Genomic DNA, 25,848 nt, shown 5'->3' on the forward strand with positions numbered 1-25,848 from the left:
CGGCCGGACCATCGGGTCAGCCCTTCAGGCTGTTCAGGTGCGCGACGATGGCAGCGATCAGGGCGAGGATCTCGGCTTTCACGGCGTCGACGCTCGGCAGCCCGGTGACCACGTCGGTGATGCTCGCGATCGAGTCGATGCTCGCGGTCTCGTTCGGCAGCAGCTTCTTCGCCGCGTCGAGCAGGGCCGGGATCTTGCTGGTGAACGCCGACACCTCGGCCAGACCCGGGATCGCCCCGACGTCGAGGTTCTCCAGCGCGGCCTTCAGCTTGTTCATCAACTCGATCAGCTGGTCGAGCAGGTCGTTCACCTGCGGGACCAGCGACGCGATCGCCTGGATCGCCGGCTTGATCGTCGGCACATTGGTGTCCAGGAAACTCTTCAGGTCCGCCAGCACCGTCTTCAGCTGCTCGAACAGGTTCTCGTCGGCCATCGTCCTCTTCTCCCCCTGGTTGCTCCGGTCACGGCAGGTCTGCCGCGAACTTGGTCAGCCGGTCCAGCAGTTCGTTCAGCGGCTCGACGAACCGCTCCAGACCGGTCGCGAACGGCACGGCGAAGTCGAGCCCGTCCAGTACGCCGCCCAGCAGGTCGGTCGCGTCGCCGAGGATGTCGTCGCCGAGTGGGTCCGCGGCGGCCGGCTCGACCGGTTCGATGAACTCCCGCAGGGTCAGCACGTACCCGAACCGGTCGGGCCGGCCGGCCAGCTGCCGGACCTGCAGGTCGTCGATCAGTACTGCGTCGATCGCGCAGTCGGTGGTGATGTCCGCGACGAACGGAACCGCCTTCCCGGTCCGCAGGTCCTTCTTCAACGTCTCGACCAGCTCCAGCGCCTTCGGGTCGGTGGCGACGCCGGTCACCGTGACGGTCGTCGGCGCCCGCCCGAGGTTCTGCAGCAGGCTGCCGTCCTTGCCGATCGGTTTGTGCTCCGCCAGCGCCCGGCGATCGCTGGTCCCGATCTCCTGTACCTGCGGCAGTTCGGTGCCCGCCAACATCGGCCGCATCCCTCACACCTCGATCCCGTACCGCCGAGCCGCGTCCCCGAGCACCCGCTCCAGCACCCGCTCCACATCCGAGTCATCCCAACCACCAGGCCCACCCGCCCGACCCACCTCATCCGACTCCGCCGACCTGTCCGGCTCACCCGGCCATCCCGACCGCCCCGACTCACCCGGCCATCCCGACCCAGCCGACCGACCCGACCCGACCGACTGCCCCGACCCGATCGGCTCACTCGGCTCACTCGGCTGACCCGGCTCACTCAGCCCCGCCAGCCCACTCGACCCAGGCAGCCCACCAGGCCCATCCGACTCACCCGACCAGCCCGACCTCGGCTGCTCGCTCAAACCGCCCGACCTACCCGACTCGCTCCGCTCACCTGCCGCGTCCGCCCTGCCCCGTCGGCCCGCCCGGGCCCGTCCCCCCGAACTCCCCAGCTCTGGCCCGCGCCGCTCGACCTCCGGTGCCGTGTCCGCCCAGCCCGACGGCAACCTGTCCGAGCCCGCCATACGCGACCCGGGCCCCGGCGCCTCGGCACCGCCCGTCGCCGGCCCACCGCGCACGCCTTCACGCGAACCGGACTCCGAGCTCCCGGAGAGACGGCCGTCCTCGATGCCAGCAGGACCTGCCTCAGCCGGTTCTTCCACCAGCCGTAGCCGATTCAGCAACTCCGCGGGCGCCATCTGACCACCCCGCGGCGCGCACCGCAGTACGTCGAGAAGCCGATCCGGCTCAGCAGCGATCCGCCGTCCCACCGCCGCACTCAGCAGCGCCGGGACCTCACCGGCCTCAACCACCCGTTCCGGCACCCCGGACGGACAGTCCGCCGCCCCAACCGCCCGGAGCCGCGGCCGCCGTACCGGCCAAGGATCCGCCCGGGGTACCGCCTCCGTCCGCTGTGGCGCCTGGGCCAGCGCACGGAGCCGCCTTTCGTCAACAAAACAAGCCGATTCACCGACCACAGCAACCGAAGGGCCGCCGTCTACCTCAGGCGTGGCCACCCTCCGCCGCTTCCTGGACGGTTCCACTACCGCACAAGCCGCCTGCTCTGTCTCCTCCACCACTTCAGCCGGCGATCCCACCCCGAGCAACCGGATACCACCCAGACTCGGCACTGGTACCGCGGCGGCCCGGCAGGCCCGGACGGCCGGCCCGAGGCGATCCAGCCGGTCCGCCTCCTCCTGCATCTTGTTGCGCCAGGCAACCAATGCGCCGGCGTGGGCGAGGGCGGACATCAGCTGACCTCGGCGCTGCGGCCGGCCATCTCGACGTACATCAGGATCTGGCCGACCGTCATCGCGCTGACCTCCTCCGGGGTCCAGCCGAACTCGTCGGCGAGCACGAAGCACGCCTTGGCCAGCGGTGTCTGGACCAGCTCACCGAGCCGGTCGCGGGGCGTGTCGATCCCGCTCAGCTCGTTGATCCGGTCGACCAGGAAACGCGCCAGCCCGGCCGGCAACCGGCCGGCCTGGTCCACCGTCAGAACCGGTTCGACCAGCGCCTGCTGGATCATCAACCCGGCCGCCAGCTCGCGGTCGTCGCGGGAGGCGTGCGCGATCCGTTGCACGTCCCGGACGGTCAGCGGCCGGATGGTGACCGCACCGGCCGGTCCGCCGGGTGGCAGCTCGACCTCGTGGGTGAGCGCGCTTCCGGCCAGCAGATCGTCCGCGGTGAGCATGGCGCCGGCCTCAGGCGAAGGCGACGTTGGTTGGCGGCGCCTCGCCACCACCGGCGTCGCCGCCGGAGCCGTCCCGGTCGACGACCCGGACGGTCAGCGCCTTGAAGCACAGGTTCTCCATCACGAACTCGTCCTCGGGCAGCGACCAGCTCCAGTTGGAGAATTTCACCCCACCCAGCTCCAGGCTGAGCGAGTTGGCCGGCCGGGCCGGATCGCTCAGCCGCAGCGTGATGCTGAAGGTCGGTTGCACGTACGGCTCCGGCGTCGCGGTCGGGGTCGCGCCCCGGCCGAGCAGCAGGAACAGCAACGCGCCGTTCACGTACGCCCGGCCGACCGTGCCCGAGATCGCGATGTCGCCCGGACTGAGCGAGACCGGGTGCCTACGGCCGACCTCGTAGAACTCCTTCAGCGCGGTGTCGACGCGGACCTTCACGTCGCTCAGCCGGCCGACGGTCTGGATCGCGAACGTGTCGACGATGGCCTTCGCGTCCGCGCCTTCCGGCGTGTCCTCGCTGGCCAGCGTGAGGGTGCCGTGCGCACCCGTGAACACCTCTGTGAGTGCCATGACTGTCCTTACCGTTAGCCGAGGAAGATGGTGACGACGATGAAGTCGATGCTGAAGGTCGGCAGGATGACGAGGTCGACCAGCGCGCGGCCGCGGATCTCGTCGTCCCGGCTGGCGTGCACGTCGAGCTGGTAGCTGACCAGCATCTCGCTGGTCACCATCGACGCCAGGAAGCCGTTGATCGTCGCTCGCAACGCGCCCCGGACCCGCTCGTTGTTCAGCAGCCCGATGTACGGCGTGGCCGCGGACCGGACGCCGAGCTTGGCGTAGTCGACGATCCGCCGGGTGGTGATCTGCGTCCACGCGGTGTTCGTCGAGGTGGTGATGCCCTTCACGACCCGGAAGCCCTGCCGGTTCTCCAGGGTGAGCACCCGGCTCAGCACGAGTTGCTTGAGTTCCGCGTTGCTGAAGTCGTGCTCCAGCTTGTCGACCGCGAGCACCTTGTTGGTGAGGCTGATGTGCGCCGGCTGCGACGCCAACAGCCCGGCCACTGCGGCGGCGGCGTACGTGCCCGGCAGTACTACGGGCAGCGGCGGGCTCTGAGATCGGTCGGCTGTGCCTATGCCGGGTCCGACGAACAGGAGGCGGTCGCTGTTGAGGCTGTGGGCCGACGTGTTCGACAGGAACGTCGGACGGTCGGTGGCAGGCGCAGTACCGACTACTGCGATCCGCTCCCGCTTGATCTCGTCACCGGAGGCTGCCGCGCAGTGTGCTGCGAGGTCGTCGCCGAAGGTCTGGTCTTGTCCGGCCGCGACGATGATGTGCGCTTCTACGCCGAGCAGCGCGTCCAAGCCTGTCTGGTAGTCGGCACCCGCGGCACCGTTCGCCCCGCCGACAAATGGAGTCGCAGTAACCGCGTCGGGCAGCTCATCCGGGTGGTAGGCCGCAGGAGCCGGTGGCGAGGCCGGTGCTGACCCACTGACGAGTGCTGAGTTCGCCAGGTCGGAGATGAGGTCGTCGCCGGAGACGACGCTGTAGGTCTCCTCCGCCTGGATGCCGAGCTTCACGGTGACCTTGCGGGCGGCCGACTTGGCCACTGTGTAAGTGGCAAGCACTACATCGCCGGCAGCAGGAGCAGTACCGAAGGTCAGCTCGCCACTCGCTGTGTTGACGCCTACCTGAGTCGGGTTGGGCGGCGCGTCGTAGACGATGCCCGGCACTTGGTCAGCACCACCAGCAGAGGGCCGTACGACGATCCGGTTGGTCGCGCTCTGGATCACGGGTGCGTGCGCGAGTGTCGGCGGCGTACCGGCGACCTCTTCGCTGCGGACCTGGGCGTTGGTGTCTGCGGTCGACACTGCGACTGTGAGCGCGTTGCCCCAGGTGCCGGGCGACTTGGCGGTCAGCTGCACACAGGGTCCACCAGGCGAGGCCAGGTCGACCACTGCGGGCGCAGCGTTGTTGTCGGCGATCCGTACCGCCCAGACGGTCGTGGCGCCGTACTTGTAGGCCTGTTCGATCGCCCGGGTCAGCGTGAGCTCGCCGGAGGCACCGTCGACCCAACGGTCGTAGCCGCCGTACTTCGTCAGCGCGTCGGGGTAGCTACCGAGCACCTGCGGTACGCCGATCGGGCCTTTGCCGGCCGTGCCGACGACTCCCAGGTTTCCGACGGTGACGGCACCGGGGACGATGAGTGCCTCGGGTCGCACCTCGATCAGTACGCCGGGCAGAACTGCTTCGGTCATGTCTCCCTCTTCTCCGTGAGCCGTAGGTAGACCACGGCGGTCTGGTCGAGGCCAGGCCCCGAGTAGGTGATGCTCAGCCGGTCGGATCTGGCCAGCAGCCCGATCGGCGGGTCCAGTACGCGGTTGAACCCGGCGTACTCGTCCGGCACCGCGTCGACGTTCCAGTCGCCGAGCGTCAGCCCGGTACCGGCCGGCCCGAGGCTGGCGAAGAAGACGCCTGGTGACAGGGTCACTTCGGCCGGCCCGATGGCGGCCAGGAAGCTCGCCAGGTCGGGCTGGACGACAGGCGGCGCGCCGGAGGCGTCGGTACGGCGTACCGTCACCGCGCCGCCGAGCGGTGGGCCGGCCTGGAAGACGAGTGCGCTGATCCGGCGGATCGTCGCGGGACCGGTCAGGACGAACTCAGGCGTCTCCTGGTCGTCCCAGCGAACCAGGTCGTCGGTGACGGTCTCCTGCTCGCGGGCCGGACTCGGCGACTCTTCCGGATCGGTGGTCACCTGAATCCGGGTGATCAGGCTGTCCGCGTCATCGCCCGCGTCATACCGGTACTCGTAGAGCAGGTCGAAGCTGGTGGTCTTGCGCCAGGCGGTGAGGGAGTCGAACTCCTCGGCAGGCGGGGTGTCGGCGACGTTGAACCGCAGGAAGCCCGCCGACCGCAACTCCTCCCGGTCGTCCAGCAGGTCGGAGTGCAGGGTCAGCACCGCGGAGTCGACCAGCGGCGCCGTACCGCCCCACAGCTGGAACCTGACCCGCGCATCCAGCCGCCCGGCCCGCAAGGTACGTACCCCCAGGGCGGCAGACTCGGCGCCGGTCTGGTTGCCCAGGCCTGCCAGCTTCTCGGTGACTCGCTCCAGGGTCACATTGGGCTGTGGCAACGCCGGTATCGTCGCCGGCAGCCGCGCGCCCAGTACGGCCAGCATGTCGGCCACCACCTCGGTCAACGTAGGTCCGGCCACGGCCAGCCTCCGTCGACGTGGGACAGCGGGCACCGCGACCGCCAGCTGCCGCTCGATGAACCGCGCGATGTCGGCCGGCCGCCGCCAGCCCTGCCGTTGCCCGGTGACCGCGTCGGTGACGAAACCCGCCCAGCCGACGGCCAGACCATCGGCTGGTTCGAGCAGCGCCCGGACCACGAACGAGCGTGCCGACACGAGGTCGTCGTCGATCGAGCTGACCGGTCCACCGCTTCCCCCACTGCCGTCGGCGTTCACACTGTCTGCTGCCGCTTCATCGGTCCGCGATTCCCCCTTCGCGAGCCCACTCGCGAGCCCTTCCGCCTCCCCACTCCACTCGCCTCCGGTCTCGGCGCCGTCTCCCCGCCGTCTCCCGAACGCCTCCCACGACAAACCGGCCCGACCCCACGACTGGGGTCGGGCCGGTTGTCTCCCAACCGGTGCCGGCTCGGTACCTCGGATGCGGCTGACGGGCCCGTCCGGGGTGGAGCTCAGGCAGGTGAGTTGCGGAGCTGGCGGCTGATGGCGTCCACGCTCGCCCGGAGCGCCGCCAGTTCGGCACGGAAGCTGTCGAGCGCCGCAGGCGGTCCGAGATCGGCAGGAGGTGGGCTGTGGCCGGAAACGATGACAGGCGAGGGCGGCTTGCCGGTTCCTATCTCGACGGCCAGAGCTTCCGTCCTCGCCTGCGGGCACACCCCCAGCTCGTCGGCCAGCACCTGCTGGCAGCGGCGGTACTGGCGGAGCGCCCGGGTTCGGTCGTCGGTCAGGTAGTACAGGCGCATCAACCGACGGTGGCTGCGCTCGTGGGCCGGCTCGATCTCCAGCAGCTTCTGCGCCCATTGGATCGCCGCCTCCGGCCGGCCCCGACGTTCGCAGCCGCTGCTGAGCTTGTCGAGCAGCGTGATGTGCAGATCTTCCAGCTGAGCCCGCTCGGCCAGGCACCACTCCTCGTAGCAACTGGTCAGCAGCGGGCCGCGGTACAGCGCGCTGGCCTGGTCCATCGTGACCAGGTCGGCGTCGGTGAGATCTTCGGTCCGGGTCAGTTGCGCGGTCCGGGCCCGCTCGGTGAACGCGTCGACATCCGTCCAGAGCGGACGGTCGGGATTCACCCGCAGCAGGTCCCCGTCGGTCAGGACGAGCCGTTGACTGTCCTGCCCATCGGGGTCCGTGACCTGGTGGATCTGCCAGAGCGCCTGCCGGATCGCCTTGCGGGACGCCTCCGGCCCGGCATCCGGCCAGACGACCTCAGCGGCCAACTCCCTTCGGACATTGCGTTGTGGTGCGAGCAGCACCAGTGCCAGCAGTTCCTGGGCCTTCCGCAGGATCGACCCGGCCACCTCACGGTCGGCGGACACGATCTGGAACGGCCCGAACAAATGGACACGAAGCTCGAGCACAGCAGAAACCTCCCCCCACACGACCAGCGACCCGGGCGCCTCTGCGACCCCGGTCCCCCCGCCGGCCGAACACACCGCCGGCACGCAACGTCCGGCCCCCCGAGCGGCGCGTGTGATTGGTGTCCTTCCAGGATGCGCGCCCCGGTCGCTCCCGGCAAGATGCGAGCGGCGGCCCGATTTCCCCTTGATTTACGGGAGGTTCCGCGTCTTGCCTGCTTGAAGCGAGTGTTCGACTGATGAAAAGGCCCGGCGCCGCGATCATCGGCCTCGGCGCCGGCATCGCGGTTACGGGAGCGAAGGACTAGCAGTCCGGCGGCCGGCGAAGACGCCTGCCAAAGCCAGCAGGGCGGGTAGGCCGAAGGCGGTGAGGTAGGCCGTGGTGGGTGAGTGGGGGTAGATGGCGGCGAAGAGGGTGCCGCCGATGGCCAGGACGGTGGCGGTGGCGAGGGCGTCGCTGAGTTGGAGGGCGGAGCTGTTCGAGCCTTGTTCTTCGCGGCTCGAGTACTCGAGGATCAGTACCGAGACGGTCGGGAACACGATGCCCATCCCGAGTCCGGTCAGCCCCCAGCCGAGGATGCCGACGAGCACGGGGACGTGCGGGTTGAGGGTCAGCGTCGCGGTCACGATGCCGAGCACGATCGAGACCATGCCGGCCTGCAGGAAGACCGCGTGCGAGAACGGCTGCTTCGGCCGGCCGCGGTACCACGAGGCCGACGTCCAAGACAGCGCGCTGACCGTCAGTACCAGCCCTGCGAAGGCCGGCGACAGGCCACGCTCGCGGGTCAGCATCAGCGGCAGGAACACCTCGGCGCCGAACCCCGCGGCCGCCACGAGACCGCGCAACACGATGACCGCGGGCAGTCCGGAGGCGATCCGGAACGTTCCCCTAGGCAGCAACTTCGGCGCGAAGACCGCCACGGCCACTAGCCCGAGCACCACCAGGACCGGCTGAAGCAGTCCGCGCTGCTGACCGCCGTAGCTCAAGACCCCGACGCCCACCGCGGCCGCAACTGCCCATAGCGCCTGCCGGTCCCACAAGGATCCCTCCCGCACCTCCGACCCGGAGTTGGCGCCCGCCAGCCCTGGCCGCATCACCAGCACCGCAGGGATCGCCAGCGCCGGTACTGCGAGGAACACGATCCGCCAGCTCGCGTGCTCGACGATCAACCCGGCGATCGCCGGCCCGATCAGCGACGGTACGACCCAGCCGGTCGCGAAGGCGGCGAAGATCCGCGGCCGAAGCTCCGACGGGTAGAGGTGCCCGACGACGACGTACAGGGCGACCGTGACCAGGCCGCCGCCGAACCCCTGGATGATGCGCCCGGCGACCAGCACCTCCATCGTCGGCGCGGCCCCGGCGATGATCAGCCCGACCAGGAACCACCCGGTGCCGTACCAGAGCGGCCGGATCGGCCCCTTCAGATCACTCCAGGTGCCCGACACGACCATCGCGACCACACTCGACGCGAGCGGTCCGCCGAACGCGAGCGCATACAGCGCCAGCCCGTCGAGCGCCTGCGCCACCGTCGGCATCGCGGTGGTGACGGCGAGGTTCTCGAACGCGATCAGGGTGATCAGCGCGACCATCCCGATCGTCAGCGCCCGGTACTGCGGCGCGAGCACGCTGGTGGCCCGGGGTTCGATCGTGGTGTCGGCCGGCTGGTCGGCGGTTGTCGTCATGCCGAGCAGCCTCCGACATCAAGTGCACTTGAAGTCAACGCGACGACCTCAAGTGCACTTGAGAACTCAGAGAACGGCGGCGAGGACGAGCGCGATGATCGGCGGTCCCGCCTGCAGCGCGGCCGAGCGGGCCATCCGGCGGTCGGAGGCGATCAGCACGAGGCCGGCGCCGGCCATGCACGCGCAGGAGAACAGCGCGATCGCGTGCCCCTTGTCGCCACCGGCGATGAGTCCGCCGAGCGCGCCGAGGGCGAGGAACAGGTTGTAGAAGCCCTGGTTGAAGGCCCACGGCCTGGCAATCGCTGCCTCGGCCTCGTTCCGGATCAGGAACCGCTGATAGGTGCTCGGCTTCTTGAAGAGCAGGCTCTCCATGGCGAAGACGGCGAGGTGGAAGACACCGGCGAGGGCGACGAAGATCTGCGCGATCGTGTTCACTCGCGAACGGTACCGCGAGTCAAGAAGGCGCGAGCCGGATTGTCGACGAACAATCGGGTGGCGATTTCGGCGCCGAAGGTGCGGATCAGGCGTGGACGCAGGCCGGTGAGCAGATAGGGCATGCCGGGGCCTTCGCCGGTGGCGGCGCGGGCCCGGGCGGTGGTCGTGTCGCCGCCGAGCAGCAGCCGGTCGGCATACCCGGCGTCGATGAGCGCGGCCAGACAGTCGAAGAGCCGCGGATCGGTCGCGTTGTTCGCCCGCGACGGACCGTCGAAGGCGAGGAACGACCCACGCGCGGCCAACTCCAGATGGAACCGATGGTCCGGGAACCTGTTCAGATGCCCGAGGATCACACTCTCCGGCGCGACTCCGGACTCATCGACCAGCAGATCCAGTACTGCGTCGGCGGCGCTCCCCAACTCGTGATGGATCGCGATCGTCGCGCCGGTCGCGTGCTGCGCCTCGGCCGCGGCGATCATCACCACCCGCGCATGCTCGTCGAGAACATGGAAGCCACCGGCGACCTTGATCAGCCCGGCCTTCACCCCGCTGTCGCCGATCCCCTCCGTCAACTCCCGGACGAAGATCTCGGCAAGCCGCGGCCGTACCTCGTCCACCAGCCCGGCGGGATAGTGCTCGGCCCGGTGTAACCCGGTCGCCGCAACCACGTGAATCCCTGTGTCAGCAGAGATCTTGGCCAGGTCGGCAGCCCGGCGCCCGAGCCCGTACGGCGTCCACTGCACAATCGCCTGACCGCCTGCGGCTTTGAAGTCGCGTACTTCAGCAGCTGCCGCGTCGGCGTCATCAAGCTCCTGGCCCGGCAGCAACGCACTCCGGAAGAACAGATGGTCATGCGAGTCGGTGACCCCGAGCTCCTCAGCCGGCAGGTCCCCCAGCACAGTCCTGACCTTCATGCCTTGTCCTTCCCCACAAGCGAAGTTGAGCCCGGCCAGGCTATGCCTGACCGGGCTCAACTCACTGCCTGGTGGGTACAACGGCGGCACTGCCGGTACTAACCGACTGCGGCGCGCCGATTCTTGCTAGCGGCCGCGACGGCCGCCGGCGCTGGCGGAGAACGCCGCCGCCCCGGCGGGACGGCTGCTCGAGCCGGGGGTGCTGGTGCTGTAGCTCTTCGGCGCAGCAGAGCCGCCGCGTCCCTGGGACCGGGTCTTGGTCGCCTGGCTTCCGCCGGACCGTCCACCACCCTGTCCACCGGAGCCGTTGCCGCGACCGCCACCGCTTGCACCGCGGCCGGCGCCTGCGCCGCTCGCGGAGCCGGAGCGCTCGGAGCGAGCGCCTCCCGTGCTCTTCCCGGAGCCGGAGCCAGCGCCGCGAGCCGAGCCGGAGCCAGTCGCGCCGCGACCAGCGCCACGGCCGCGACCACGCCCGCCACCGCCGCCTGCGCGGCGTACCTCGTCGTCCGCAACCACCTTGATGGTCGGGGTGACGAAGGTGCGCTCGCCCGGCGCCAGCTTCTCGAGCAGCGGGTCGCCGACGCGGAGCTTGGTGACCGTGGCGGCGATACCGGCCTTGCGGGTGAGGTCCCGGACGTCGCGGACCTGGTCATCCGTCATCAGCGTGACGACGGTGCCCTCGGCGCCGGCGCGCGCAGTACGCCCGGAGCGGTGCAGGTAGGCCTTGTGCTCGATCGGCGGGTCCGCGTGGATGACCAGCGTGATGTCGTCGACGTGGATGCCGCGCGCGGCGATGTCGGTCGCGACCAGCGTCTTGGCCGAACCGTCGGAGAAGGCCTCCAGGTTCCGCGTACGAGCACCCTGCGACAGGTTGCCGTGCAGCTCGACGGCCGGGACACCCTGCGCGATGAGCTTCTTGGTGAGCGACTTCGCGCCGTACTTCGTCCGCGTGAAGACCAGCGTCCGACCCGGTGCAGCGGTCAGGTCGACAAGTACCGGCAACCGGCTGTCGGACTGAACATGCAGCACATGGTGGGTCATCTTGGTCACCGGCGACTGCGCCGAGTCGACGCTGTGCGTGACCGGCGACTTCATGAACCGCTTGACCAGGACGTCGACACCGGCGTCCAGGGTGGCCGAGAACAGCAGCCGCTGGGCGTTCGCCGGGGTCGCCTCCAGGATCCGCCGGACGGCGGGCAGGAAGCCGAGGTCGGCCATGTGGTCGGCCTCGTCCAGCACGGTGATCTCGACCTGGTCGAGCTTGGCGTGACCGGTCTTGACGTGGTCCTCGAGCCGGCCCGGGCAGGCGATCACGATGTCGACGCCGCGGCGCAGCTGAGTGATCTGCGGGCCCGCGCCGACGCCACCGAAGATGGTCATCGTGCGCAGGTCGAGCGCGTCGGTCAACGGCGTGATGGACGCCTGGATCTGGGTCGCGAGCTCGCGCGTCGGCGCCAGGATCAGCGCGCGCGGCTGGTTCGGCCGGCGCTTGCTGGTGCTCGTGGTGAGCCGGGCCAGCACGGGCAGGACGAACGCGTAGGTCTTGCCGGAACCGGTCCGGCCGCGGCCGAGCACGTCCTTGCCGGCCAGCGAGTCCGGCAGCGTCGCCGCCTGGATCGGGAACGGCTTGAGGATGCCGGCGGCCGCCAGCGCCTTGACCAGACCGGCGGGAACACCGAGGTCGTCGAAGGTCAGGTTCTCGTCGACGACGGTCGGCGCGACCTCGGCGTACGAAGCCTGCTTGCTGTCGGCAACGCGACCGTTGTCGGCGGAACCACGGCGGCCGGTCTCGGAGGCGGTCACCGGGCGGCCGGAGCCGGCCGCGGAGTTGTTGCCATCGGCACCGGTACGGCGCCGGCGACGGGGGCGCGCCGGGGCCTCACCCTGGGCGCGCGGGGGTCGTGCGGAGGTAGAAGGGGTGGAAATGGGCGTGGTGTTGCTGGGGCGGCGTGCCGCCATGAAGTACTCCAAAAGATCGGGGGGTCGTCCTGCCCGGCGCAGCTTTTGAGCCGCGGCGCGTGGTGGTCGACTGCTAGCGCAGCGTATGCACTGAGATCGGCCCGAGGCAGAACTGGGCGGGCCGTCACATTCAGTGTACGGCACTGGCCGACCTCTGGCAGAGAGTCACCTCAAGTGGGTATCTTTCCGCCGTGACCGCCGCTGAGGAGTACCGAGTCAATCCGCCGACCGTGGGCGATGAGCGCGACCTGCTGCAGGCCTATCTCGACTTCCACCGCGGCACCCTGCTGTGGAAGGCCTCGGGACTGACCGGCGAGCAGCTCACCGGGAAGGGCATCGAGCCGTCGACGATGAGCCTGATCGGGCTGGTCCGGCACGCGACCGAGGTCGAGCGGTACTGGGTCCAGATCTGCCTGGACGGCCGCTCGTTCGACCTGCTGAAGACGTGGAGCCAGGAGTTCCCCGACGGCGACTTCGACCTGGTCGACCCGGCCCACGTCGAGGAGGACCTGGCCGACTTCCGCGAGACGGCCAAGCTGAACGACGAGATCCTGGCCGGCTACGACCTCGACCACACCTTCACCCGGCCGCGAGTCGGCACCGAGCACACCGTGCGCTCCCTCTACCTCCACCTGATCCAGGAGACCGCCCGCCACAACGGCCACGCCGACCTCTTCCGCCAACGCCTCGACGGCCTCACCGGCGAGTAGTTCTTCAGACGCCCTTGAGTTGGCGGATCACGCCGACCAAGTCGTTCACCACGCCCTTGACGCCAGGGACGCGGGTCAGCCGCAGGAGCCTGTCCACCAGCGGAACAGTGCTGGTGATCAGCAACTGCGTGCGCCGCAGTCCTTTGCTGTCGTCGTGGACCCAGAACAGGACGATCCCCATCTGCATCAGCCAGAGCAGCTCAGGCAGCTCTGCCCGGAGGTCGGCGGGGAGCTTGAGATCCGAGCCTTCCACCACCTGACGGAAGATCTCGATACTCGCCTCCCGGGCCGGCCGGGACTCTTCGCTGAACGGCGACAGCGGGCTCTTCGGCTCGGCCGCCGTCTTGAAGAACGTACCGGCGAACTCGTGGTACGGCTCGGACACCTCCAGCCAGGTCCGCAGTACGCCGGTGAGCCGCTTGGTGAACGACTTGTCGTCGGCCAAGATCGCCTGCACTGCTTCGCGATGCTGCACCTGGAGGTGGTCGTAGTACGCCTGCATCAGGTGCTCTTTGGAGCTGTAGTAGTAGTACGCGTTGCCGACCGACACACCCGCCTCGGCGGCGATGGCCCGCATGGTCGTCTTGCCGTAGCCCTGCTCGCGGAACAACCGCAGAGCCGTCGACAGGATCAGCTCACGCGTCTGCTCACCCTTGGCGGTCGCACTGTCCGTCACATCCGTCAGCGTAGTCACCTCCGATCAACTCCGAGTTCCTGCTCCGCAACCCCGCCGCCACCTGCACCATCGCCCGCGCCACCGGCCGCATCGCCGGACTTGCCAGCCGTACTGCGGTAGCCCGGTGCTCCCAGGTCGCCCACAGACACACGATCCACGCCCAGTCGCCGACGTAAACCGCTCCGTCGTCGGCAACCACCGTCACCTCGCGCAGTGTGGCCAGGTGGTCCAGCTCCGTCAGTAGCCCTGCGGCATCGGGTGCTGGGTGCCGGTCAGCGGAGGCTGGAAGGGGCCCGTGCCGACGAAGGTGTTCGGCGGGACCGGAGGCGCGGTCATCTCCTCCATCCGGCTACGGCGGCGGATGGCGTTGAAGGTCCACACGTTCAGCAGGTGCAGGACACCGAGAACAACCATCACGATGCCGACCTTCACGCTGAGCTGCTCGATCACCCCGCGAGCGTCGACCACGGTGCTCCCGGTCCGCAGGAACAGCGTCACGAAGCCCAGGTTGACCAGGTAGAAGCCGACCACCAGCAGCCGGTTCACCGCGTCGGCGAAGTCCTCGTTGCCGTGGAACACGTCGACCAGGAAGATCCGTCCGTTCCGGCTCAGCGTCCGCGCCACCCAGATCGTCAGCGGCACCGCGATCAGCAGGTAGATCAGATAGGTGACCACCGTCATTCTCATCACGTCCTCACATTTTGAACACGTTCAATTCTCTGACATGACGAGAGTAGGCCCGATTCTTGAACATGTTCAAGAAGGGCCAGAGTGAGCTGGGTCTCAGCGGATGCGGTGCCCGCGGAGGACGACGGCCGCGGGGGTGGCCAGTACTTCGGGATGCTCGCGCGGGTCAGCTTCGTAGGTGACCAAATCACCCTCGCTGGCAAGCCCGAGGAACTGGCGTGCCGAGGTGCTCGCGGCCTCCAACGCCTGGGTCACCGAGAGGCCGTGCCGTACGAGCTGTTCCACCTCACCGGCGACCGTGCCGACGACATCTGAGCCTGCCAGTACACGTACGCCGTAGTGGTGAGCCAAGCGCAGCATCGACGCGGCCTTCTCCGATCGGTCCCGTCTGCGCGCGCTCCGCTCAGGGGTGTCGTTCTCGGCGCCGAACATGGCGGCCGAAAGGGTTGGAGTCCAAGCACCGCCTCGGGCACCCAGTACCTCGAGATCCTCGGCCGTGAGGTCGTCGCCGTGCTCGACAGAGTCGATGCCGGCCCGGACGAGGTCGCTGACCAATGGAGTCTGGGTGTGCGCGGCGACCCGGGCACCACGAGCGTGGACGGCGGCGACCAGCTCGGCCACGGCGTCGAGCTCATAATTGGGCGTCACCGCGCTGCCGCGGATCGGACCGTCGGGGCCGACCGCGGGGAAGTCGCCGACGAGCTTGATCCAGGTGGCGCCGGCGTCGATCTCGGCCTCGACCGCAGCGATCAGCCCCTCGGCCGGTACGGGTTCGTACATGCCCGCGAAGTAGCTGTCGGCCGGCGCGATGAACCGGCCGGCCGCGAGTACGACGGGCCGGCCGTCTTCGGGGCTGGCGGCAAGCTTCAGGGTGACGGATCCGTTGCCGCCGACATCCCGGAGCGCGCCGACGCCAACCTGGGCGAGGTCGTCGAGCATCGTCCGGGCCTCGGTCTCGCCGAGTAGTACCGGTCCACGCTCACCGACGCCGAAGGTCAGGTGGCAGTGCGAGTCCACCAGCCCTGGCAGCGCGAATCGTCCAGGCAACGACTCGCGGTCGCCCGTACCCGCTTCGAGATGAACCTGCTCGCCGGCCGGCAGGCCGATTCCGTCGAACACCCAGGTCGCCATGCCCCCGATCCTCCCCGCCAACCGGTTCACCGTGTCTGGCGCGTCCCTGCCGTCTGCGCACGGCAGAATGCTCGCCATGGCGCTGAAGGAGAGGCACCTGGATCGCTGGGTGAAGGCGTACCGGCGAGCCTGGGAGTCGAACGATCCCGAGCACATCGCCGCCCTGTGGACCGAGGACGCCGCCTTCTACCGGCGCCCGGACGAGGACCCGGTACTCGGCCGGGAGGCGATCGTGAACGCCTGGCTGGAGGTCGCCGACGCGCCGGGCGAGACGCTCTTCGAGTACCAGGTACTGGGGTTCGGCGACGGCGTCGGCTTCGTGCGCGGCTGGACGACGTACCAGACCGACCCACCGGGCGAGTACAGCAACCTGTGGGTGATCCGCCTGGACAAGGACGGCCGGGCGCACGAATTCACCGAGTGGTGGATGGAAAAGCCCTGAAGTCGTACGATCGGGTCAGGCGCTCAGGGTGCCACCGGTCCGCGGGAAGGGCTCAGCCCACCTGATCTCGAGTTCTGAGTTGGTGTTACCCACCTCCTTTCTCGCCTGACGACGCGGACAGCAGGCACGTAGAGAGGAGGTCGCCATGCCGACCCGTAATCTCCCGAACTACCCGCGCCTGGAGCACCTGAAGAACCAGGCCAAGACGCTGCTCAAGCAGGTCCGCGCGGAAGATCCTTCAGCCGTTGCGCTGGCGGCCGAGTTCCATCCGGTGAGCACGCTCGCCGACGCGCAGGTGGCGATCGCCCGCAGCTACGGCTTCGCCAGTTGGCCGCGGCTCGTCCACCATCTCGAGCAGGTCGACAAGTACACCCGCTCGCCGCACAAGGTGCCAGCCGGCGGACCGCCCAGTGACGAATTCCTCCGGCTGGCCACGCTGCACTACGGTCAGGACGATCCGGCCCAGCAGGTAGCCGCCCGGGAGCTGCTCAATGAAGTTGCTCTGAGCAACATCTACACGCAGGTGGTCGCCGGCGAGGTGGAGGCTGTCCGCGCATCACTGGCGGCCGATCCCTCGCTGGCCCGGCGCGAGGGCGGGCCGCTGCAATGGGAACCCCTGGTGTACTTGACCTATTCACGCCTCGACGCACCTGCCCAGCTGGAGATCGCGAAGTTGTTGCTGGCCAATGGCGCCGACCCGAACGCCGGCTATCTCTGGCAAGGCCTGCCGTCGCCTTTCACGGCGCTGACCGGCGCCTTCGGTCGAGGCGAAGGCGACCAGCCTCCGCATCAGAACCGGCTGGAACTGGCCCGGCTGCTGCTCGAAGCCGGCGCCGACGCGAACGACAGCCAGACGATGTACAACTGCGGGCCGGGCTGCCCGCCGCCATGGGACGACGACCACCTGGAGTTGCTGCTCGAGTTCGGCCTGGGCAAGGGCGACGGTGGTCCCTGGCACGCGCGAATGACCACGGCCCATCCGACTCCGAGGCAACTGCTGGAGGACGAGCTCGTCTTCGCTGCGTCGCGTGGGCTGCTGCACCGGGTCGAGTTGATGCTTGCCCAAGGCATCGACCCTGATGCGCGCGGCACCGAACATCCCGGTTTCGTCGGGCATCGGGCCTACGAGCTGGCGGCCACGCAGGGATTCGACGAGGTGGCCGCGCTCCTGCTCGCGGCCGGCGCGGCGCCGCTCGACGAGGTCCACGAGCTGTACGCCGCCGCGTTCCGCGGTGGACCGGTCGATGCGAGTCCGGAGCTGGCGGCCCGCGCGGTACGCCGGAATCCGCACCTCCCGCTCAAAGCGGCCGAGCTGGGTCGTACCGAAGCCCTGGAACCGTTGCAGGCCTTGGGTTTCGATCTCTTCATGACCGGCCGGATCACGCCGCTGCACCAGGCGGCGTTCGCGGGTCACCTCGACACGGTCAAGAAGCTGATCGCGCTCGGCGCCGATCCCACCCTCGTGGAACCGGCGTACAACAGCACACCGCGCGGGTGGGCCGAGCACAACCATCAGCAAGAGGTCGTCGACTACTTCGACAGCCTCAAGGGCTGACCGTCAGGAAGAGGAACGAGCCGAAGATCATCAGGTGGACCGCGCCCTGCAACAGGGTGGCCCGGCCGGTCGCCAGGGTGAGCATGCTGACCACCACGGTCAGCGCGAACAGCACCATTTCCTTGCCACCCAGGCCGAGGACGAGCGGCCCGTCCAGCCAGATCGACGCGATGGCGATCGCCGGGATCGTCAGTCCGATACTGGCCAGGGCCGAGCCGAGCGCGAGGTTGAGGCTGGTCTGAAGGCGGTTCCGCAGTGCGGCCCGTACTGCGGCAACCGTCTCCGGCAGCAGTACCAGCAACGCGATCACGACCCCGACGACCGCGAGCGGCGCACCCGCCGACTCGACCGCGGACTCCAGCTTCGGCGAGACCGTCTTCGCCAGGCCGACCACCGCGATCAAACAGCCGAAGAGCAGCGCGAGGCTCAGCAACGCGACCTTGGTGCTGGGCGCTTGCGCGTGGGCGTCGTCCTCGCCGTCGCCGTCAAGGTCGGCCAGCCCCTCGGCCTCGGCCTCGCGGGCCGCTTTGGCGGTGGGGTCGACCGCGGGATCGGCGTTGGGCAGGAAGTAGTCGCGGTGCCGGATGGTCTGGACGAAGACGAAGACTCCGTACATCACCAGCGAAGCAACCCCCGCGAAGGCAAGCTGCGCGGCGCTGAACGTGGCGCCCGGAGTACTGGTCGTGAAGGTCGGCAGCACCAGGCTGAGCGTGACGAGCGCCGTCATCACCGCGAGCGCACTCCCGGACGCGTGCACCCGGAACTCCTGCGTCTTGTGCCGCAACGAGCCGACCACGAGCGCAAGACCCAGAATGCCGTTGCAGGTGATCATCACGGCGGCGAACACGGTGTCACGCGCGAGTGAGGCCGCCTTGTCGCCGCCGGACGCCATCAGCGTCACGATCAGTGCGACCTCGATCACCGTCACCGCGAGCGCCAGGATCAGCGTGCCGAACGGCTCGCCGACACGGTGCGCCACGACCTCGGCGTGATGGACGGCCGCGATCACCGCCGCGCCGAGGCCGGCGCAGATGAGGATGAGCAAGATCACCCCGGGCTTGCGGCCCCAGGAAACAGCGAGGACGACGAGCGCGAGCGGGGGGACGGCGAGGCTCCAGCGCGGCAGCCCGGAAAGGACATGAGAGTTTGTCATCCCCTGTGATTCTATCTGCTGCATGGAGATCCGAGAGGCCGTCGCAGCGGATTGGGACGCGATCTGGCCGTTCTTCCGCGACATCGTCACCGCGCAGGAGACCTACACCTACGACCCCGAGCTGACCTTCGAACAGGCACAGGCGATCTGGATGTCGCCTTCCTCATCCGAGCTCGCCCGGACAACGGTCGCGATCGATGCCAAGGGCAAGGTTCTGGGCAGCGCCAACATGTACCCGAACCGGCCCGGCCCGGGCGCGCACATCGCCAGCGCCAGCTTCATGGTCGACGCGGCCGCCCGCGGTCAGGGCGTCGGCCGAGCGCTCTGCCAGGACATGATCGACTGGGCCGGCCGGAGCGGGTTCCGGTCGATCCAGTTCAACGCGGTGGTCGAGTCCAACACCACCGCGGTCAAGCTCTGGCAGTCGCTCGGCTTCGACATCATCGGCACCGTGCCCGAGGCCTTCCTCAGCCCGTCACACGGCTACGTCGGCCTCCATGTGATGCACCGCCCGCTCTAGAAGGAGGCGAGTTCCTCGGGAGTGAAGGCGCGGAGGATGCAGAACTCGTTGCCCTCGGGATCGGTCATCACGACCCAGGAGACGGAGTCGTCCTGACCGACCGACGCGCGCTGGGCGCCGAGCTTCTCGACCCGGGCGATCTCGGCCTCCTGGTCGTCCGGGCGCAGGTCCATGTGCACACGGTTCTTCAGCGACTTCTTCTCGTCCTCCGGTACCCGGACGAACAAGATGTCGGGCACGATGCCGTCCTCGGGACTCCCCTCCGGCGGCTCGAGCACGGACTCCTTCTCCACCTCGTGGGTGATCCGCCAGCCGAGAACCTCCGCCCAGAACCGCGCCTGCGCGGCTGGATCGATCGCGTCGTAGATCACGCACTGCACCCGAATACTCATGGCCGCAACCCTCTCATCCGAGGGGATCGATCTGCTTTGATCGGGAGCATGACCGACTCGCGAGCCCGCCGCCTGTGGAAAGTCCTCGAGCCGTACCACGCGATCACGTACTTCGCGCCCGACACCCGCAAGGCCACCGACGCCCTCGGCCTCCGCGGCGGCTGGATGAGCTACTTCGCCTGCCGAGCAGCTCCGCTAGGCGCCGTCGGCCCTGAGTTGGTGACGGCGGTCTTCTACAACTTCCACCCATCGATGGTCGCCCGAGCCATTCCTGACGCGTGGAACTTCGCCACCCCCGCGCAGCTCCTCACCACTCGCCTGCAGGCGGTCGACAGCGCAGTACGCCGCTTCCCCAACGCCGATACAACCAGTACGCCGGTACGCCGCGCCGCCGAATTGGCCCGCAAGGCCGCCGAGCTGGCCCCAACCGCCGGCCGCCCACTCGCGGCGGCCAACGCAGCACTCGACTGGCCCGACGAGCCGCATCTGGTGTTGTGGCAGGCCACCACGATCCTGCGGGAGTCTCGCGGAGATGGACACGTCTCCGCGCTGGTCGGTGCGGGGCTGTCTCCGTGCGAGGCGATCGTCACCCTGTCCGCTGCGGGTGGCCCGTCGAAGGAGGTCTTCCAGCTCAACCGGCGCTGGAGCGACGACGAGTGGGCGACGGCCGAAGACGATCTCAAGGCACGCGGGCTGCTCACGGCTGACGGCGTACTGACTGATGCCGGGCACGCGCTGCGGCAGTCGGTCGAGGACACGACCGATCGCCTCGCCGAGCAGGGGTGGACCGCCTTCGGGGACGAGAACGCTGAGGAACTCGACCGGCTCGTCCGGCCGATCAGCGGCGCGATCATGGCCTCCGGGGCGGTACCGGACGACAACCCGATGGCGATGCGCTGGGACTAACGCTTCTTCTGCGGGCCGCGGAAAGTGACGTAGAGCAAGGAAATCCCGAAGGCCGCGACCACCGGGCCGATGACTGCCCAGATCTGCTTGCCCGACATCGAACTGCCGCCGATATAGCCGAGGCCCTGCAACGCCCAGACCACACCGAGGACCGTCAGCAGCAGCCCGAAGGCCGCCGGAAGCGCTTTCTTCATCTCACGACCCTAGCTGGGTGGCGACCAACTGGATGGCCTTGGCCAGGTCATCGCCGGTGGGTGCCTTCTCGGGGTCGAAGAGCGAGAGGGCGATCACGCCGAGCATCAGCGCCTGGTAGAAGGTGCCGACCTGCTGGACCGTGTCCGGATCGGTGTTCTCGTCGGCCGATCCGAACAGCGTCGCCAGGCCTTCACGCGCCTCACCCTGCATCTTCGACAACGCTTCGAGCAGCTCGGGCACGTGCATGCTCAGCACCTCGAACTGGGTGACCCACAGCGCGCGCGTCTGCGGCGACTCCAGCGTCTTGACCGCTTGACCCCAGGTCGCGGCGAACCGCTCGCGGCCATCGACCTCACCCGGAAGCTCGGCGCTCATCGCCTTGCCGACGTCGACGCCCCACTCGTCCAGCGCCTGGCGCATCGCCTCGTTCATCAGCGCTTCCTTGGACCCGAAGTGGTAGCCGATCGCGGCCAGGCTCACCCCGGCCGCCGTCGCGATGTCACGAGCGGTGGTCCGGCTGTAGCCCTTCTCCATCAGGCAGGTCTTCGCGCCCTCGATCAGCGCTTCGCGGTTTCCCATCTCCCGATCCTAGTCGATGTCTGACACAAACGTCTTGCACGACCGTCTAAGACCATCGTACAGTCGCCTCATCACCCCCATTTCCAGGAGCTGACGATGACGAACAAGACGGTGCTGATCTCGGGTGCGAGCGTCGCCGGACCCGCGCTGGCCTTCTGGCTGGAGCGCTTCGGCTACATCCCGACCGTGGTGGAACGGGCACCGGAGCCCCGGCCCGGCGGCTACGCGGTGGACTTCCGCGGCGCCTCGCTGAAGGTGCTCGACCGGATGGGCCTGCTGGAGCAGGTCCAGGCGAAGGCGACCGAGCTGGGCGAGATGACGTACGTGAACGAGGCGGGCAAGCCGGTCGCGGTGATGAACTCGACGGTGCTCAGCGGCGAGCTCGAGGTCCTCCGCGGCGACCTGGTCGAGATCCTGTACGACGCGACGCGAGCTCGGGTGGAGTACCTCTTCGACGATTCGATCACCGCTCTGACGCAGGACGACACCGGTGTCGAGGTCACCTTCGAGCGCGGCGGGTCGCGGCGGTTCGAGCTGGTGATCGGCGCCGACGGGCTGCACTCGAACGTACGCCGGATCGCATTCGGGCCCGAGTCGCAGTACATCCATGATCTCGGCTACTACAACTCCGTCTTCACCGTCTCGAACCACTTGGGGCTGGACCACACAGCCCGGTTCGTGAATGTGCCGGGCAAGACGGCCGGCACCTACAGTGCGCGGGACAACACGGAGGCGAAGGCACTCTTCTACTTCGCGTCGGAGCCGTTGAAGTACGACCGGCACGACGCGGCGGCACAGCAGGAGATCCTTGCTGATGCGTTCGCGGGGGTTGGGTGGGAGGTACCGCGACTGTTGTCGGGGATTTCGTCGTCGCCGGATTGGTACTTCGATTCGGTCAGCCAGATCAAGATGCCGAGCTACTCGATCGGGCGGATCGCCTTGGCCGGTGATGCGGGGTACTGCGCCTCGCCGCTGTCCGGGATGGGAACCAGTCTCGCGATCGTGGGAGCGTATGTGCTGGCGGGTGAGTTGGCGGCGGCTGGCGGGGATCACGTGCGTGGCTTTGCAGCGTACGAGGATCGCATGCGCGGGTTCGTCGAAGCTTGCCAGAAGCAGGGAAAGGACAGTGGCCAGTGGTTCGTGCCTGGTAGCAAGGCGTTTCTGAAGCTCCGCAACCTGAACTTCAGGCTGTTGCCGTACTTGCCCTGGCGCAAGCTGATCGACGAGCTGCCGTTGAAGGTGGGCAACTCGATCGACCTGCCGGACTACTCGGCTAACGCGTCCGCAGGCCTGCCTCAGCAGCATGGAGCACAGCAGCGGTGAGGGCGTCCAGGACGGCGGAGTCGAGCTTCCAGTGCTGCCAGTACAGCGGCACGTCGACGTACTTGCCGTGGGCAACTTCTACCAGGCGGCCGTCGGCCAGCTCGTCCTCCACCATCTCCTCCTCGATCATCCCCCAGCCGAGGCCGAGCCGGATGGCCCGGACGAACGGCCCCGGCGCGGGGATCGAGTGGGTCGGCGGATCGAGCCGGCGCCGGGTGACCTTGCGGAGCAACCGGTGCTGGAGCATGTCCTTGGCGTTGAAGACGATCATCGGCGCCGTTTCGAGTGCCTCGGGCAACGGCTTGCCGGCTAGCCAGCGGTCGGCGAACTCAGGGGTCGCGACGGACAGGTACCGCATCTTGCCGAGCGGCTGCACCCGGCAACCCTGTACCGGCCGGGGATCGCCGGTGACCGCGGCCAGTACGGTGCCGTTGCGGAGCAGTTCGGCCGAGTGGTCCTGATCCTCCTGGCGCAGGTCGAACGCTGTCACCAGCTCGGGCGGTACGGCGAAGAGCACGGGGAGGAACCAGTTGTTGAGGGAGTCGGCGTTGACCGCGATGGGGATTCTCAGGCCTTCCAGCCTTCCCTTGACGGCGGCGATCGCTTCGACTTCCAGCAAGGAGACTTGGCGGGCGAGGCGTAGTACCGGCTCACCTGCTTCGGTGGCGCGGGCGGGTTTGGTGCGCTGGACCAGGACGTGGCCGAGGCGGCTCTCCATCGCTTTGATCCGCTGGCTGACCGCCGACGGGGTGATCCGCAGTTTGCGCGCCGCCGCGTCGAAGCTGCCCTCGTCGATCACCGCCGCGAAGGTGTCCAGCTGTGCCGAGTCGAGCTGCATTGTCAGCGCCCTTAAGGATTGCTAATGGTGATGCAGAAACTTTAGCTGGTTTGTGGGACGGCCGGCTTCTACGGTCGAGGTATGCCCCTCCTCGCCGGTTTCGCCACGACGCTGTCGCTGATCGTTGCGATCGGCGCGCAGAACGCCTTCGTACTCCGTCAGGGTCTGCGCCGCGAACACGTGCTGCCGGTGGTACTGATCTGCTCGCTGTCCGACGCCCTCCTCATCTCGAGCGGCATCGCCGGCCTCGGCGCCCTCATCACCAGCAGCCAAACCGCTCTGCACATCGCCCGCTACGGAGGCGCCCTCTTCCTCCTCACCTACGCCGCGATCGCCGCCCGCCGAGCCTTCAACCCGGCCGTTCTCACTCCCGCTGAGCACACCCCGACCGCGCTTCGCAGCGTCGTACTCACCTGCCTCGGCTTCACCTACCTCAATCCGCACGTCTACCTGGACACGGTCGTCCTGCTCGGCTCGCTGGCCAACCAACGCGGCGCCGACGGCCGCTGGATCTACGGCCTCGGCTCGGTCGCCGCCAGCTTCGCCTGGTTCTCCACCCTCGGCTTCTTCGCCCGCAAACTGGGCCCGATCTTCGCCCGCCCGCGCTCGTGGCAATACCTGGACGGCACGATCGCCCTTCTGATGGCTACGTTGGCCACATGGATGCTGCTGGGATAAGAGGCGAACTCGTCACGCAGACCTTCGACTACGACGGCGGCCGCCAAGTCACGGTCTACGTCCCACCGTCCCCACCCGAGGCAATCGTGTTCGCCGGCGACGGCCAACTGATCTCCTCCTGGGGCGGCACCCTGGAGGCGGCCGACGTCCCACCCACCATGATCGTCGGCGCCCACCACACAAGCGATCCGGATGAGATGGCGCGCATCAAGGAGTACTCACCCTCCTTCGACGAGGAACGATTCGCGGCCCACGAACACTTCTTCGTCCAGGACGTCCGCACCTGGGTGCAATCCCACTTCGGCCTGGCCCTGCCCCCCGAACGCACGGCCGTCTGCGGCGTCTCAGCCAGCGGAGAACTATCCCTAGCCCTAGGCCTCCGCCACCCAGACATCTACGGCCACATCTTCTCCGCCTCCCCCGGCGGCGGCTACCACCCACCCGCAGTACTCCCGCCCCACCTCCCCCGCACCTACCTAGTGGCTGGCACCCAAGAACCCTGGTTCCTAGAAAACGCCACCCGCTGGCTAACCGCCCTCCAAGCCGCCAACGCCGACGTCATCCTCACCGAACGCCCCGGCAACCACGGCGACCCTTTCTGGCAAGCCGAATTCCCCCTGATGGTGGCGTGGGCCTTCTCAGGCCACGAGTAAGCGGAGGCCGAGTTCTGCGGCGTCGAGCGCGATGAGTTCGCTGTTGAGCTCGGCCCAGCGACCTGAGGCGAGGTCTTCGCGGAGGCTGTCGACTGCCCGCTGCTCGGCGTCCGGTCCGACTCTGGTCCATACAGAAACTGCGCGACGTACCTGGTCGTCCAGGTACGCCTCGGGCCGGCGCCAATAGGCCTCGAAGAAGCCGTCAGCGCAGTCCCACGGAATGAGCACCGGCTCAATCCGGCCGCCGATGGCATCGGCCAGTTGGTCCACCGAAGGGCGGCCTGCGACGAGACCGGCAACCTCAGGCAAGTAGTCGCGGGTGAGCCAGAACCGGTGACGCCAACCGGGGTCGCTGGCATCGTGAGTGAACACCACCACCCGGCGCGCCACGCGTCGCAGCTCGCGCAGGCCGGCGATCGGGTCGTGCCAGTGGTGAACCGTGCTGACGGCCATCGCGGCGTCGAAGGACTGATCCTCGAACGGCAGCCTCTCCGCGCTGGCGTCCACGCAAGGGGCCGCGCCCGCTGGACGCTGTGCCCGCATGACTGCCGACGGTTCCACTGCGGTCACGTCGCGGTCGGCGGGTTCGTACGATCCAGCGCCCGCCCCGACGTTCAGTACCGTCTGGGCATCCCCGAGCGCATCCCAGATCCTCGCGGCGATCCGCGGCTCGGTACGCCGCGTCGCCGGGTAGGCAGGCCCGATGGCTTCGTACAACTGCGCACCGAACACCTTCAGTTGCGCCTCTGGCGTCGCCTTGATCCCCATCGCCCGCTCCTTCAGTTCAGTGTCGATGGCCGTCACCATGGCCGCGGCCCGGTCGCGTTGCTCGAGCAGTAGCCCGTACTGCCGTTGGAGGTGCGCGACCGCGTCGATGTCCGGGTCGTCCACCAGCGCGGCTATCTCGCGCAATCCGAAGCCCAGCCGGCGGTAGACGAGCACCTCCCGCAGTCGCTCCACGTCGCCTGCCGAATAGGCCCGGTAGCCGCCCGCGGTCCGCGCGGACGGCTGCACCAGGCCGATCTCGTCATAGTGATGCAGTGTGCGGACGCTCACGCCGGCCAACTCGGCCACGCGCCCAACGGTCAGGTGTTCCGCCATGCCACGGACTATGCGGTATGACGTCGCGTGAGGGTCAAGCACTTCGC

General features: G+C 68.6%; 30 protein-coding genes. 8 read left to right on the top strand and 22 right to left on the bottom strand.

Going from position 1 to position 25,848, the window contains the following annotated elements:
• Positions 1 to 16: 16 nt before the first annotated feature.
• From OHA70_RS10435 to OHA70_RS10490, 12 genes are all read right to left on the bottom strand, one after another.
• A complete protein-coding gene (locus OHA70_RS10435; RefSeq protein WP_328331074.1) occupies positions 17 to 433 on the bottom strand; it encodes a hypothetical protein in 417 nt (138 codons plus the stop codon).
• 28 nt (positions 434 to 461) lie between these two features.
• A complete protein-coding gene (locus OHA70_RS10440) occupies positions 462 to 1,001 on the bottom strand; it encodes a hypothetical protein (protein ID WP_328331076.1) in 540 nt (179 codons plus the stop codon).
• Between the two features lie 3 nt (positions 1,002 to 1,004).
• Positions 1,005 to 2,231: a hypothetical protein gene (locus OHA70_RS10445; protein WP_328331078.1), complete on the bottom strand. Its 1,227-nt coding sequence runs from the start codon at positions 2,229 to 2,231 to the stop codon at positions 1,005 to 1,007.
• Positions 2,231 to 2,674, bottom strand: coding sequence for a hypothetical protein (locus tag OHA70_RS10450; protein WP_328331080.1), 444 nt, complete (start codon positions 2,672 to 2,674; stop codon positions 2,231 to 2,233). Before OHA70_RS10450 ends, OHA70_RS10445 begins: the two co-directional genes overlap by 1 nt.
• 10 nt (positions 2,675 to 2,684) lie before the next feature.
• Positions 2,685 to 3,239 carry a hypothetical protein gene (locus tag OHA70_RS10455; RefSeq protein WP_328331082.1) on the bottom strand — a complete coding sequence of 185 codons (555 nt, stop codon included), beginning with the start codon at positions 3,237 to 3,239 and terminating at the stop codon, positions 2,685 to 2,687.
• A gap of 14 nt (positions 3,240 to 3,253) precedes the next feature.
• Positions 3,254 to 4,924, bottom strand: a complete 1,671-nt coding sequence (locus tag OHA70_RS10460) for a phage tail sheath subtilisin-like domain-containing protein (protein WP_328331084.1) — start codon at positions 4,922 to 4,924, stop codon at positions 3,254 to 3,256.
• The gene (locus OHA70_RS10465; RefSeq protein ID WP_328331086.1) at positions 4,921 to 6,135 is read right to left on the bottom strand and encodes a hypothetical protein; all 1,215 of its coding nucleotides are present in this window, start codon (positions 6,133 to 6,135) and stop codon (positions 4,921 to 4,923) included. The genes OHA70_RS10460 and OHA70_RS10465 overlap by 4 nt, the downstream gene beginning before the upstream one ends.
• 233 nt (positions 6,136 to 6,368) lie before the next feature.
• Positions 6,369 to 7,274 carry an AfsR/SARP family transcriptional regulator gene (locus tag OHA70_RS10470; RefSeq protein WP_328331088.1) on the bottom strand — a complete coding sequence of 302 codons (906 nt, stop codon included), beginning with the start codon at positions 7,272 to 7,274 and terminating at the stop codon, positions 6,369 to 6,371.
• A 285-nt stretch (positions 7,275 to 7,559) separates the two neighbouring features.
• Positions 7,560 to 8,954: an MFS transporter gene (locus OHA70_RS10475; protein ID WP_328331090.1), complete on the bottom strand. Its 1,395-nt coding sequence runs from the start codon at positions 8,952 to 8,954 to the stop codon at positions 7,560 to 7,562.
• A 66-nt stretch (positions 8,955 to 9,020) separates the two neighbouring features.
• The gene (locus OHA70_RS10480) at positions 9,021 to 9,389 is read right to left on the bottom strand and encodes a DUF1304 domain-containing protein (protein WP_328331092.1); all 369 of its coding nucleotides are present in this window, start codon (positions 9,387 to 9,389) and stop codon (positions 9,021 to 9,023) included.
• On the bottom strand, positions 9,386 to 10,303 hold the full coding sequence (locus tag OHA70_RS10485; RefSeq protein WP_328331094.1) for a phosphotriesterase family protein: 918 nt from the start codon (positions 10,301 to 10,303) through the stop codon (positions 9,386 to 9,388). Before OHA70_RS10485 ends, OHA70_RS10480 begins: the two co-directional genes overlap by 4 nt.
• 126 nt (positions 10,304 to 10,429) lie before the next feature.
• A complete protein-coding gene (locus OHA70_RS10490) occupies positions 10,430 to 12,262 on the bottom strand; it encodes a DEAD/DEAH box helicase (RefSeq protein WP_328331096.1) in 1,833 nt (610 codons plus the stop codon).
• Between the two features lie 191 nt (positions 12,263 to 12,453).
• Between OHA70_RS10490 and OHA70_RS10495 the strand changes: the two genes are divergently transcribed.
• On the top strand, positions 12,454 to 12,972 hold the full coding sequence (locus OHA70_RS10495) for a DinB family protein (RefSeq protein ID WP_328331098.1): 519 nt from the start codon (positions 12,454 to 12,456) through the stop codon (positions 12,970 to 12,972).
• A gap of 4 nt (positions 12,973 to 12,976) precedes the next feature.
• Here OHA70_RS10495 and OHA70_RS10500 read toward each other — a convergent pair whose 3' ends face one another.
• The 4 genes from OHA70_RS10500 to OHA70_RS10515 all read right to left on the bottom strand — a co-directional run bounded on the left by OHA70_RS10500 (position 12,977) and on the right by OHA70_RS10515 (position 15,466).
• A complete protein-coding gene (locus OHA70_RS10500; RefSeq protein WP_328331100.1) occupies positions 12,977 to 13,648 on the bottom strand; it encodes a TetR family transcriptional regulator in 672 nt (223 codons plus the stop codon).
• A complete protein-coding gene (locus OHA70_RS10505) occupies positions 13,620 to 13,853 on the bottom strand; it encodes a hypothetical protein (RefSeq protein ID WP_328331102.1) in 234 nt (77 codons plus the stop codon). Before OHA70_RS10505 ends, OHA70_RS10500 begins: the two co-directional genes overlap by 29 nt.
• 32 nt (positions 13,854 to 13,885) lie before the next feature.
• Positions 13,886 to 14,335 (bottom strand): hypothetical protein, encoded by a 450-nt coding sequence (locus OHA70_RS10510; RefSeq protein ID WP_328331104.1) that lies wholly within the window; start codon positions 14,333 to 14,335, stop codon positions 13,886 to 13,888.
• Between the two features lie 96 nt (positions 14,336 to 14,431).
• Positions 14,432 to 15,466: an amidohydrolase family protein gene (locus tag OHA70_RS10515; protein WP_328331106.1), complete on the bottom strand. Its 1,035-nt coding sequence runs from the start codon at positions 15,464 to 15,466 to the stop codon at positions 14,432 to 14,434.
• A 76-nt stretch (positions 15,467 to 15,542) separates the two neighbouring features.
• Here OHA70_RS10515 and OHA70_RS10520 point away from each other — a divergent pair, with 76 nt between their 5' ends.
• A complete protein-coding gene (locus OHA70_RS10520; RefSeq protein WP_328331108.1) occupies positions 15,543 to 15,908 on the top strand; it encodes a nuclear transport factor 2 family protein in 366 nt (121 codons plus the stop codon).
• Positions 15,909 to 16,053: 145 nt separating this feature from the next.
• Entirely contained in the window at positions 16,054 to 17,463 is a 1,410-nt protein-coding gene (locus tag OHA70_RS10525; RefSeq protein WP_328331110.1) for an ankyrin repeat domain-containing protein, read from the top strand.
• Here the strand turns inward: OHA70_RS10525 and OHA70_RS10530 are convergent.
• Entirely contained in the window at positions 17,453 to 18,616 is a 1,164-nt protein-coding gene (locus OHA70_RS10530; protein ID WP_328331112.1) for a calcium:proton antiporter, read from the bottom strand. The two genes, OHA70_RS10525 and OHA70_RS10530, sit on opposite strands and share 11 nt — an antisense overlap.
• 22 nt (positions 18,617 to 18,638) lie before the next feature.
• Here OHA70_RS10530 and OHA70_RS10535 point away from each other — a divergent pair, with 22 nt between their 5' ends.
• Complete coding sequence (locus OHA70_RS10535; protein WP_328331114.1) at positions 18,639 to 19,136, top strand: GNAT family N-acetyltransferase; 498 nt, start codon at positions 18,639 to 18,641, stop codon at positions 19,134 to 19,136.
• Here OHA70_RS10535 and OHA70_RS10540 read toward each other — a convergent pair.
• Entirely contained in the window at positions 19,133 to 19,528 is a 396-nt protein-coding gene (locus tag OHA70_RS10540) for a VOC family protein (RefSeq protein WP_328331116.1), read from the bottom strand. The two genes, OHA70_RS10535 and OHA70_RS10540, sit on opposite strands and share 4 nt — an antisense overlap.
• Positions 19,529 to 19,576: 48 nt before the next feature.
• Between OHA70_RS10540 and OHA70_RS10545 the strand changes: the two genes are divergently transcribed.
• Positions 19,577 to 20,434, top strand: coding sequence for an SCO6745 family protein (locus tag OHA70_RS10545; RefSeq protein ID WP_328331118.1), 858 nt, complete (start codon positions 19,577 to 19,579; stop codon positions 20,432 to 20,434).
• On the opposite strand, the gene OHA70_RS10550 is transcribed toward OHA70_RS10545, so the two are convergent.
• Both OHA70_RS10550 and OHA70_RS10555 read right to left on the bottom strand, forming a co-directional pair.
• The gene (locus OHA70_RS10550) at positions 20,431 to 20,628 is read right to left on the bottom strand and encodes a hypothetical protein (protein ID WP_328331120.1); all 198 of its coding nucleotides are present in this window, start codon (positions 20,626 to 20,628) and stop codon (positions 20,431 to 20,433) included. The two genes, OHA70_RS10545 and OHA70_RS10550, sit on opposite strands and share 4 nt — an antisense overlap.
• A gap of 1 nt (position 20,629) precedes the next feature.
• Complete coding sequence (locus OHA70_RS10555) at positions 20,630 to 21,208, bottom strand: TetR/AcrR family transcriptional regulator (protein ID WP_328331123.1); 579 nt, start codon at positions 21,206 to 21,208, stop codon at positions 20,630 to 20,632.
• A gap of 96 nt (positions 21,209 to 21,304) precedes the next feature.
• Here OHA70_RS10555 and OHA70_RS10560 point away from each other — a divergent pair, with 96 nt between their 5' ends.
• On the top strand, positions 21,305 to 22,531 hold the full coding sequence (locus tag OHA70_RS10560; RefSeq protein WP_328331125.1) for an FAD-dependent monooxygenase: 1,227 nt from the start codon (positions 21,305 to 21,307) through the stop codon (positions 22,529 to 22,531).
• Here the strand turns inward: OHA70_RS10560 and OHA70_RS10565 are convergent.
• A complete protein-coding gene (locus OHA70_RS10565; RefSeq protein ID WP_328331127.1) occupies positions 22,482 to 23,369 on the bottom strand; it encodes a LysR family transcriptional regulator ArgP in 888 nt (295 codons plus the stop codon). The genes OHA70_RS10560 and OHA70_RS10565 overlap by 50 nt on opposite strands.
• Before the next feature lie 81 nt (positions 23,370 to 23,450).
• Here OHA70_RS10565 and OHA70_RS10570 point away from each other — a divergent pair, with 81 nt between their 5' ends.
• Complete coding sequence (locus tag OHA70_RS10570) at positions 23,451 to 24,047, top strand: LysE/ArgO family amino acid transporter (protein WP_328331129.1); 597 nt, start codon at positions 23,451 to 23,453, stop codon at positions 24,045 to 24,047.
• The gene (locus OHA70_RS10575; protein WP_328331131.1) at positions 24,029 to 24,700 is read left to right on the top strand and encodes an alpha/beta hydrolase; all 672 of its coding nucleotides are present in this window, start codon (positions 24,029 to 24,031) and stop codon (positions 24,698 to 24,700) included. The genes OHA70_RS10570 and OHA70_RS10575 overlap by 19 nt, the downstream gene beginning before the upstream one ends.
• On the opposite strand, the gene OHA70_RS10580 is transcribed toward OHA70_RS10575, so the two are convergent.
• On the bottom strand, positions 24,686 to 25,801 hold the full coding sequence (locus OHA70_RS10580; RefSeq protein WP_328331133.1) for a MerR family transcriptional regulator: 1,116 nt from the start codon (positions 25,799 to 25,801) through the stop codon (positions 24,686 to 24,688). The two genes, OHA70_RS10575 and OHA70_RS10580, sit on opposite strands and share 15 nt — an antisense overlap.
• Positions 25,802 to 25,848: the final 47 nt, after the last annotated feature.

The organism is Kribbella sp. NBC_00382 (assembly GCF_036067295.1).
Lineage (GTDB): Bacteria > Actinomycetota > Actinomycetes > Propionibacteriales > Kribbellaceae > Kribbella.

Bases quoted from the DNA above. Each gene is read 5' to 3' on its own strand.
- OHA70_RS10435 (WP_328331074.1), bottom strand. From the start codon at position 433: ATGGCCGACGAGAACCTGTTCGAGCAGCTGAAGACGGTGCTGGCGGAC.
- OHA70_RS10440 (WP_328331076.1), bottom strand. From the start codon at position 1,001: ATGCGGCCGATGTTGGCGGGCACCGAACTGCCGCAGGTACAGGAGATC.
- OHA70_RS10445 (WP_328331078.1), bottom strand. From the start codon at position 2,231: ATGTCCGCCCTCGCCCACGCCGGCGCATTGGTTGCCTGGCGCAACAAG.
- OHA70_RS10450 (WP_328331080.1), bottom strand. From the start codon at position 2,674: ATGCTCACCGCGGACGATCTGCTGGCCGGAAGCGCGCTCACCCACGAG.
- OHA70_RS10455 (WP_328331082.1), bottom strand. From the start codon at position 3,239: ATGGCACTCACAGAGGTGTTCACGGGTGCGCACGGCACCCTCACGCTG.
- OHA70_RS10460 (WP_328331084.1), bottom strand. From the start codon at position 4,924: ATGACCGAAGCAGTTCTGCCCGGCGTACTGATCGAGGTGCGACCCGAG.
- OHA70_RS10475 (WP_328331090.1), bottom strand. From the start codon at position 8,954: ATGACGACAACCGCCGACCAGCCGGCCGACACCACGATCGAACCCCGG.
- OHA70_RS10485 (WP_328331094.1), bottom strand. From the start codon at position 10,303: ATGAAGGTCAGGACTGTGCTGGGGGACCTGCCGGCTGAGGAGCTCGGG.
- OHA70_RS10490 (WP_328331096.1), bottom strand. From the start codon at position 12,262: ATGGCGGCACGCCGCCCCAGCAACACCACGCCCATTTCCACCCCTTCT.
- OHA70_RS10510 (WP_328331104.1), bottom strand. From the start codon at position 14,335: ATGAGAATGACGGTGGTCACCTATCTGATCTACCTGCTGATCGCGGTG.
- OHA70_RS10515 (WP_328331106.1), bottom strand. From the start codon at position 15,466: ATGGCGACCTGGGTGTTCGACGGAATCGGCCTGCCGGCCGGCGAGCAG.
- OHA70_RS10520 (WP_328331108.1), top strand. From the start codon at position 15,543: ATGGCGCTGAAGGAGAGGCACCTGGATCGCTGGGTGAAGGCGTACCGG.
- OHA70_RS10525 (WP_328331110.1), top strand. From the start codon at position 16,054: ATGCCGACCCGTAATCTCCCGAACTACCCGCGCCTGGAGCACCTGAAG.
- OHA70_RS10530 (WP_328331112.1), bottom strand. From the start codon at position 18,616: ATGACAAACTCTCATGTCCTTTCCGGGCTGCCGCGCTGGAGCCTCGCC.
- OHA70_RS10535 (WP_328331114.1), top strand. From the start codon at position 18,639: ATGGAGATCCGAGAGGCCGTCGCAGCGGATTGGGACGCGATCTGGCCG.
- OHA70_RS10540 (WP_328331116.1), bottom strand. From the start codon at position 19,528: ATGAGTATTCGGGTGCAGTGCGTGATCTACGACGCGATCGATCCAGCC.
- OHA70_RS10545 (WP_328331118.1), top strand. From the start codon at position 19,577: ATGACCGACTCGCGAGCCCGCCGCCTGTGGAAAGTCCTCGAGCCGTAC.
- OHA70_RS10550 (WP_328331120.1), bottom strand. From the start codon at position 20,628: ATGAAGAAAGCGCTTCCGGCGGCCTTCGGGCTGCTGCTGACGGTCCTC.
- OHA70_RS10555 (WP_328331123.1), bottom strand. From the start codon at position 21,208: ATGGGAAACCGCGAAGCGCTGATCGAGGGCGCGAAGACCTGCCTGATG.
- OHA70_RS10560 (WP_328331125.1), top strand. From the start codon at position 21,305: ATGACGAACAAGACGGTGCTGATCTCGGGTGCGAGCGTCGCCGGACCC.
- OHA70_RS10565 (WP_328331127.1), bottom strand. From the start codon at position 23,369: ATGCAGCTCGACTCGGCACAGCTGGACACCTTCGCGGCGGTGATCGAC.
- OHA70_RS10570 (WP_328331129.1), top strand. From the start codon at position 23,451: ATGCCCCTCCTCGCCGGTTTCGCCACGACGCTGTCGCTGATCGTTGCG.
- OHA70_RS10575 (WP_328331131.1), top strand. From the start codon at position 24,029: ATGGATGCTGCTGGGATAAGAGGCGAACTCGTCACGCAGACCTTCGAC.
- OHA70_RS10580 (WP_328331133.1), bottom strand. From the start codon at position 25,801: ATGGCGGAACACCTGACCGTTGGGCGCGTGGCCGAGTTGGCCGGCGTG.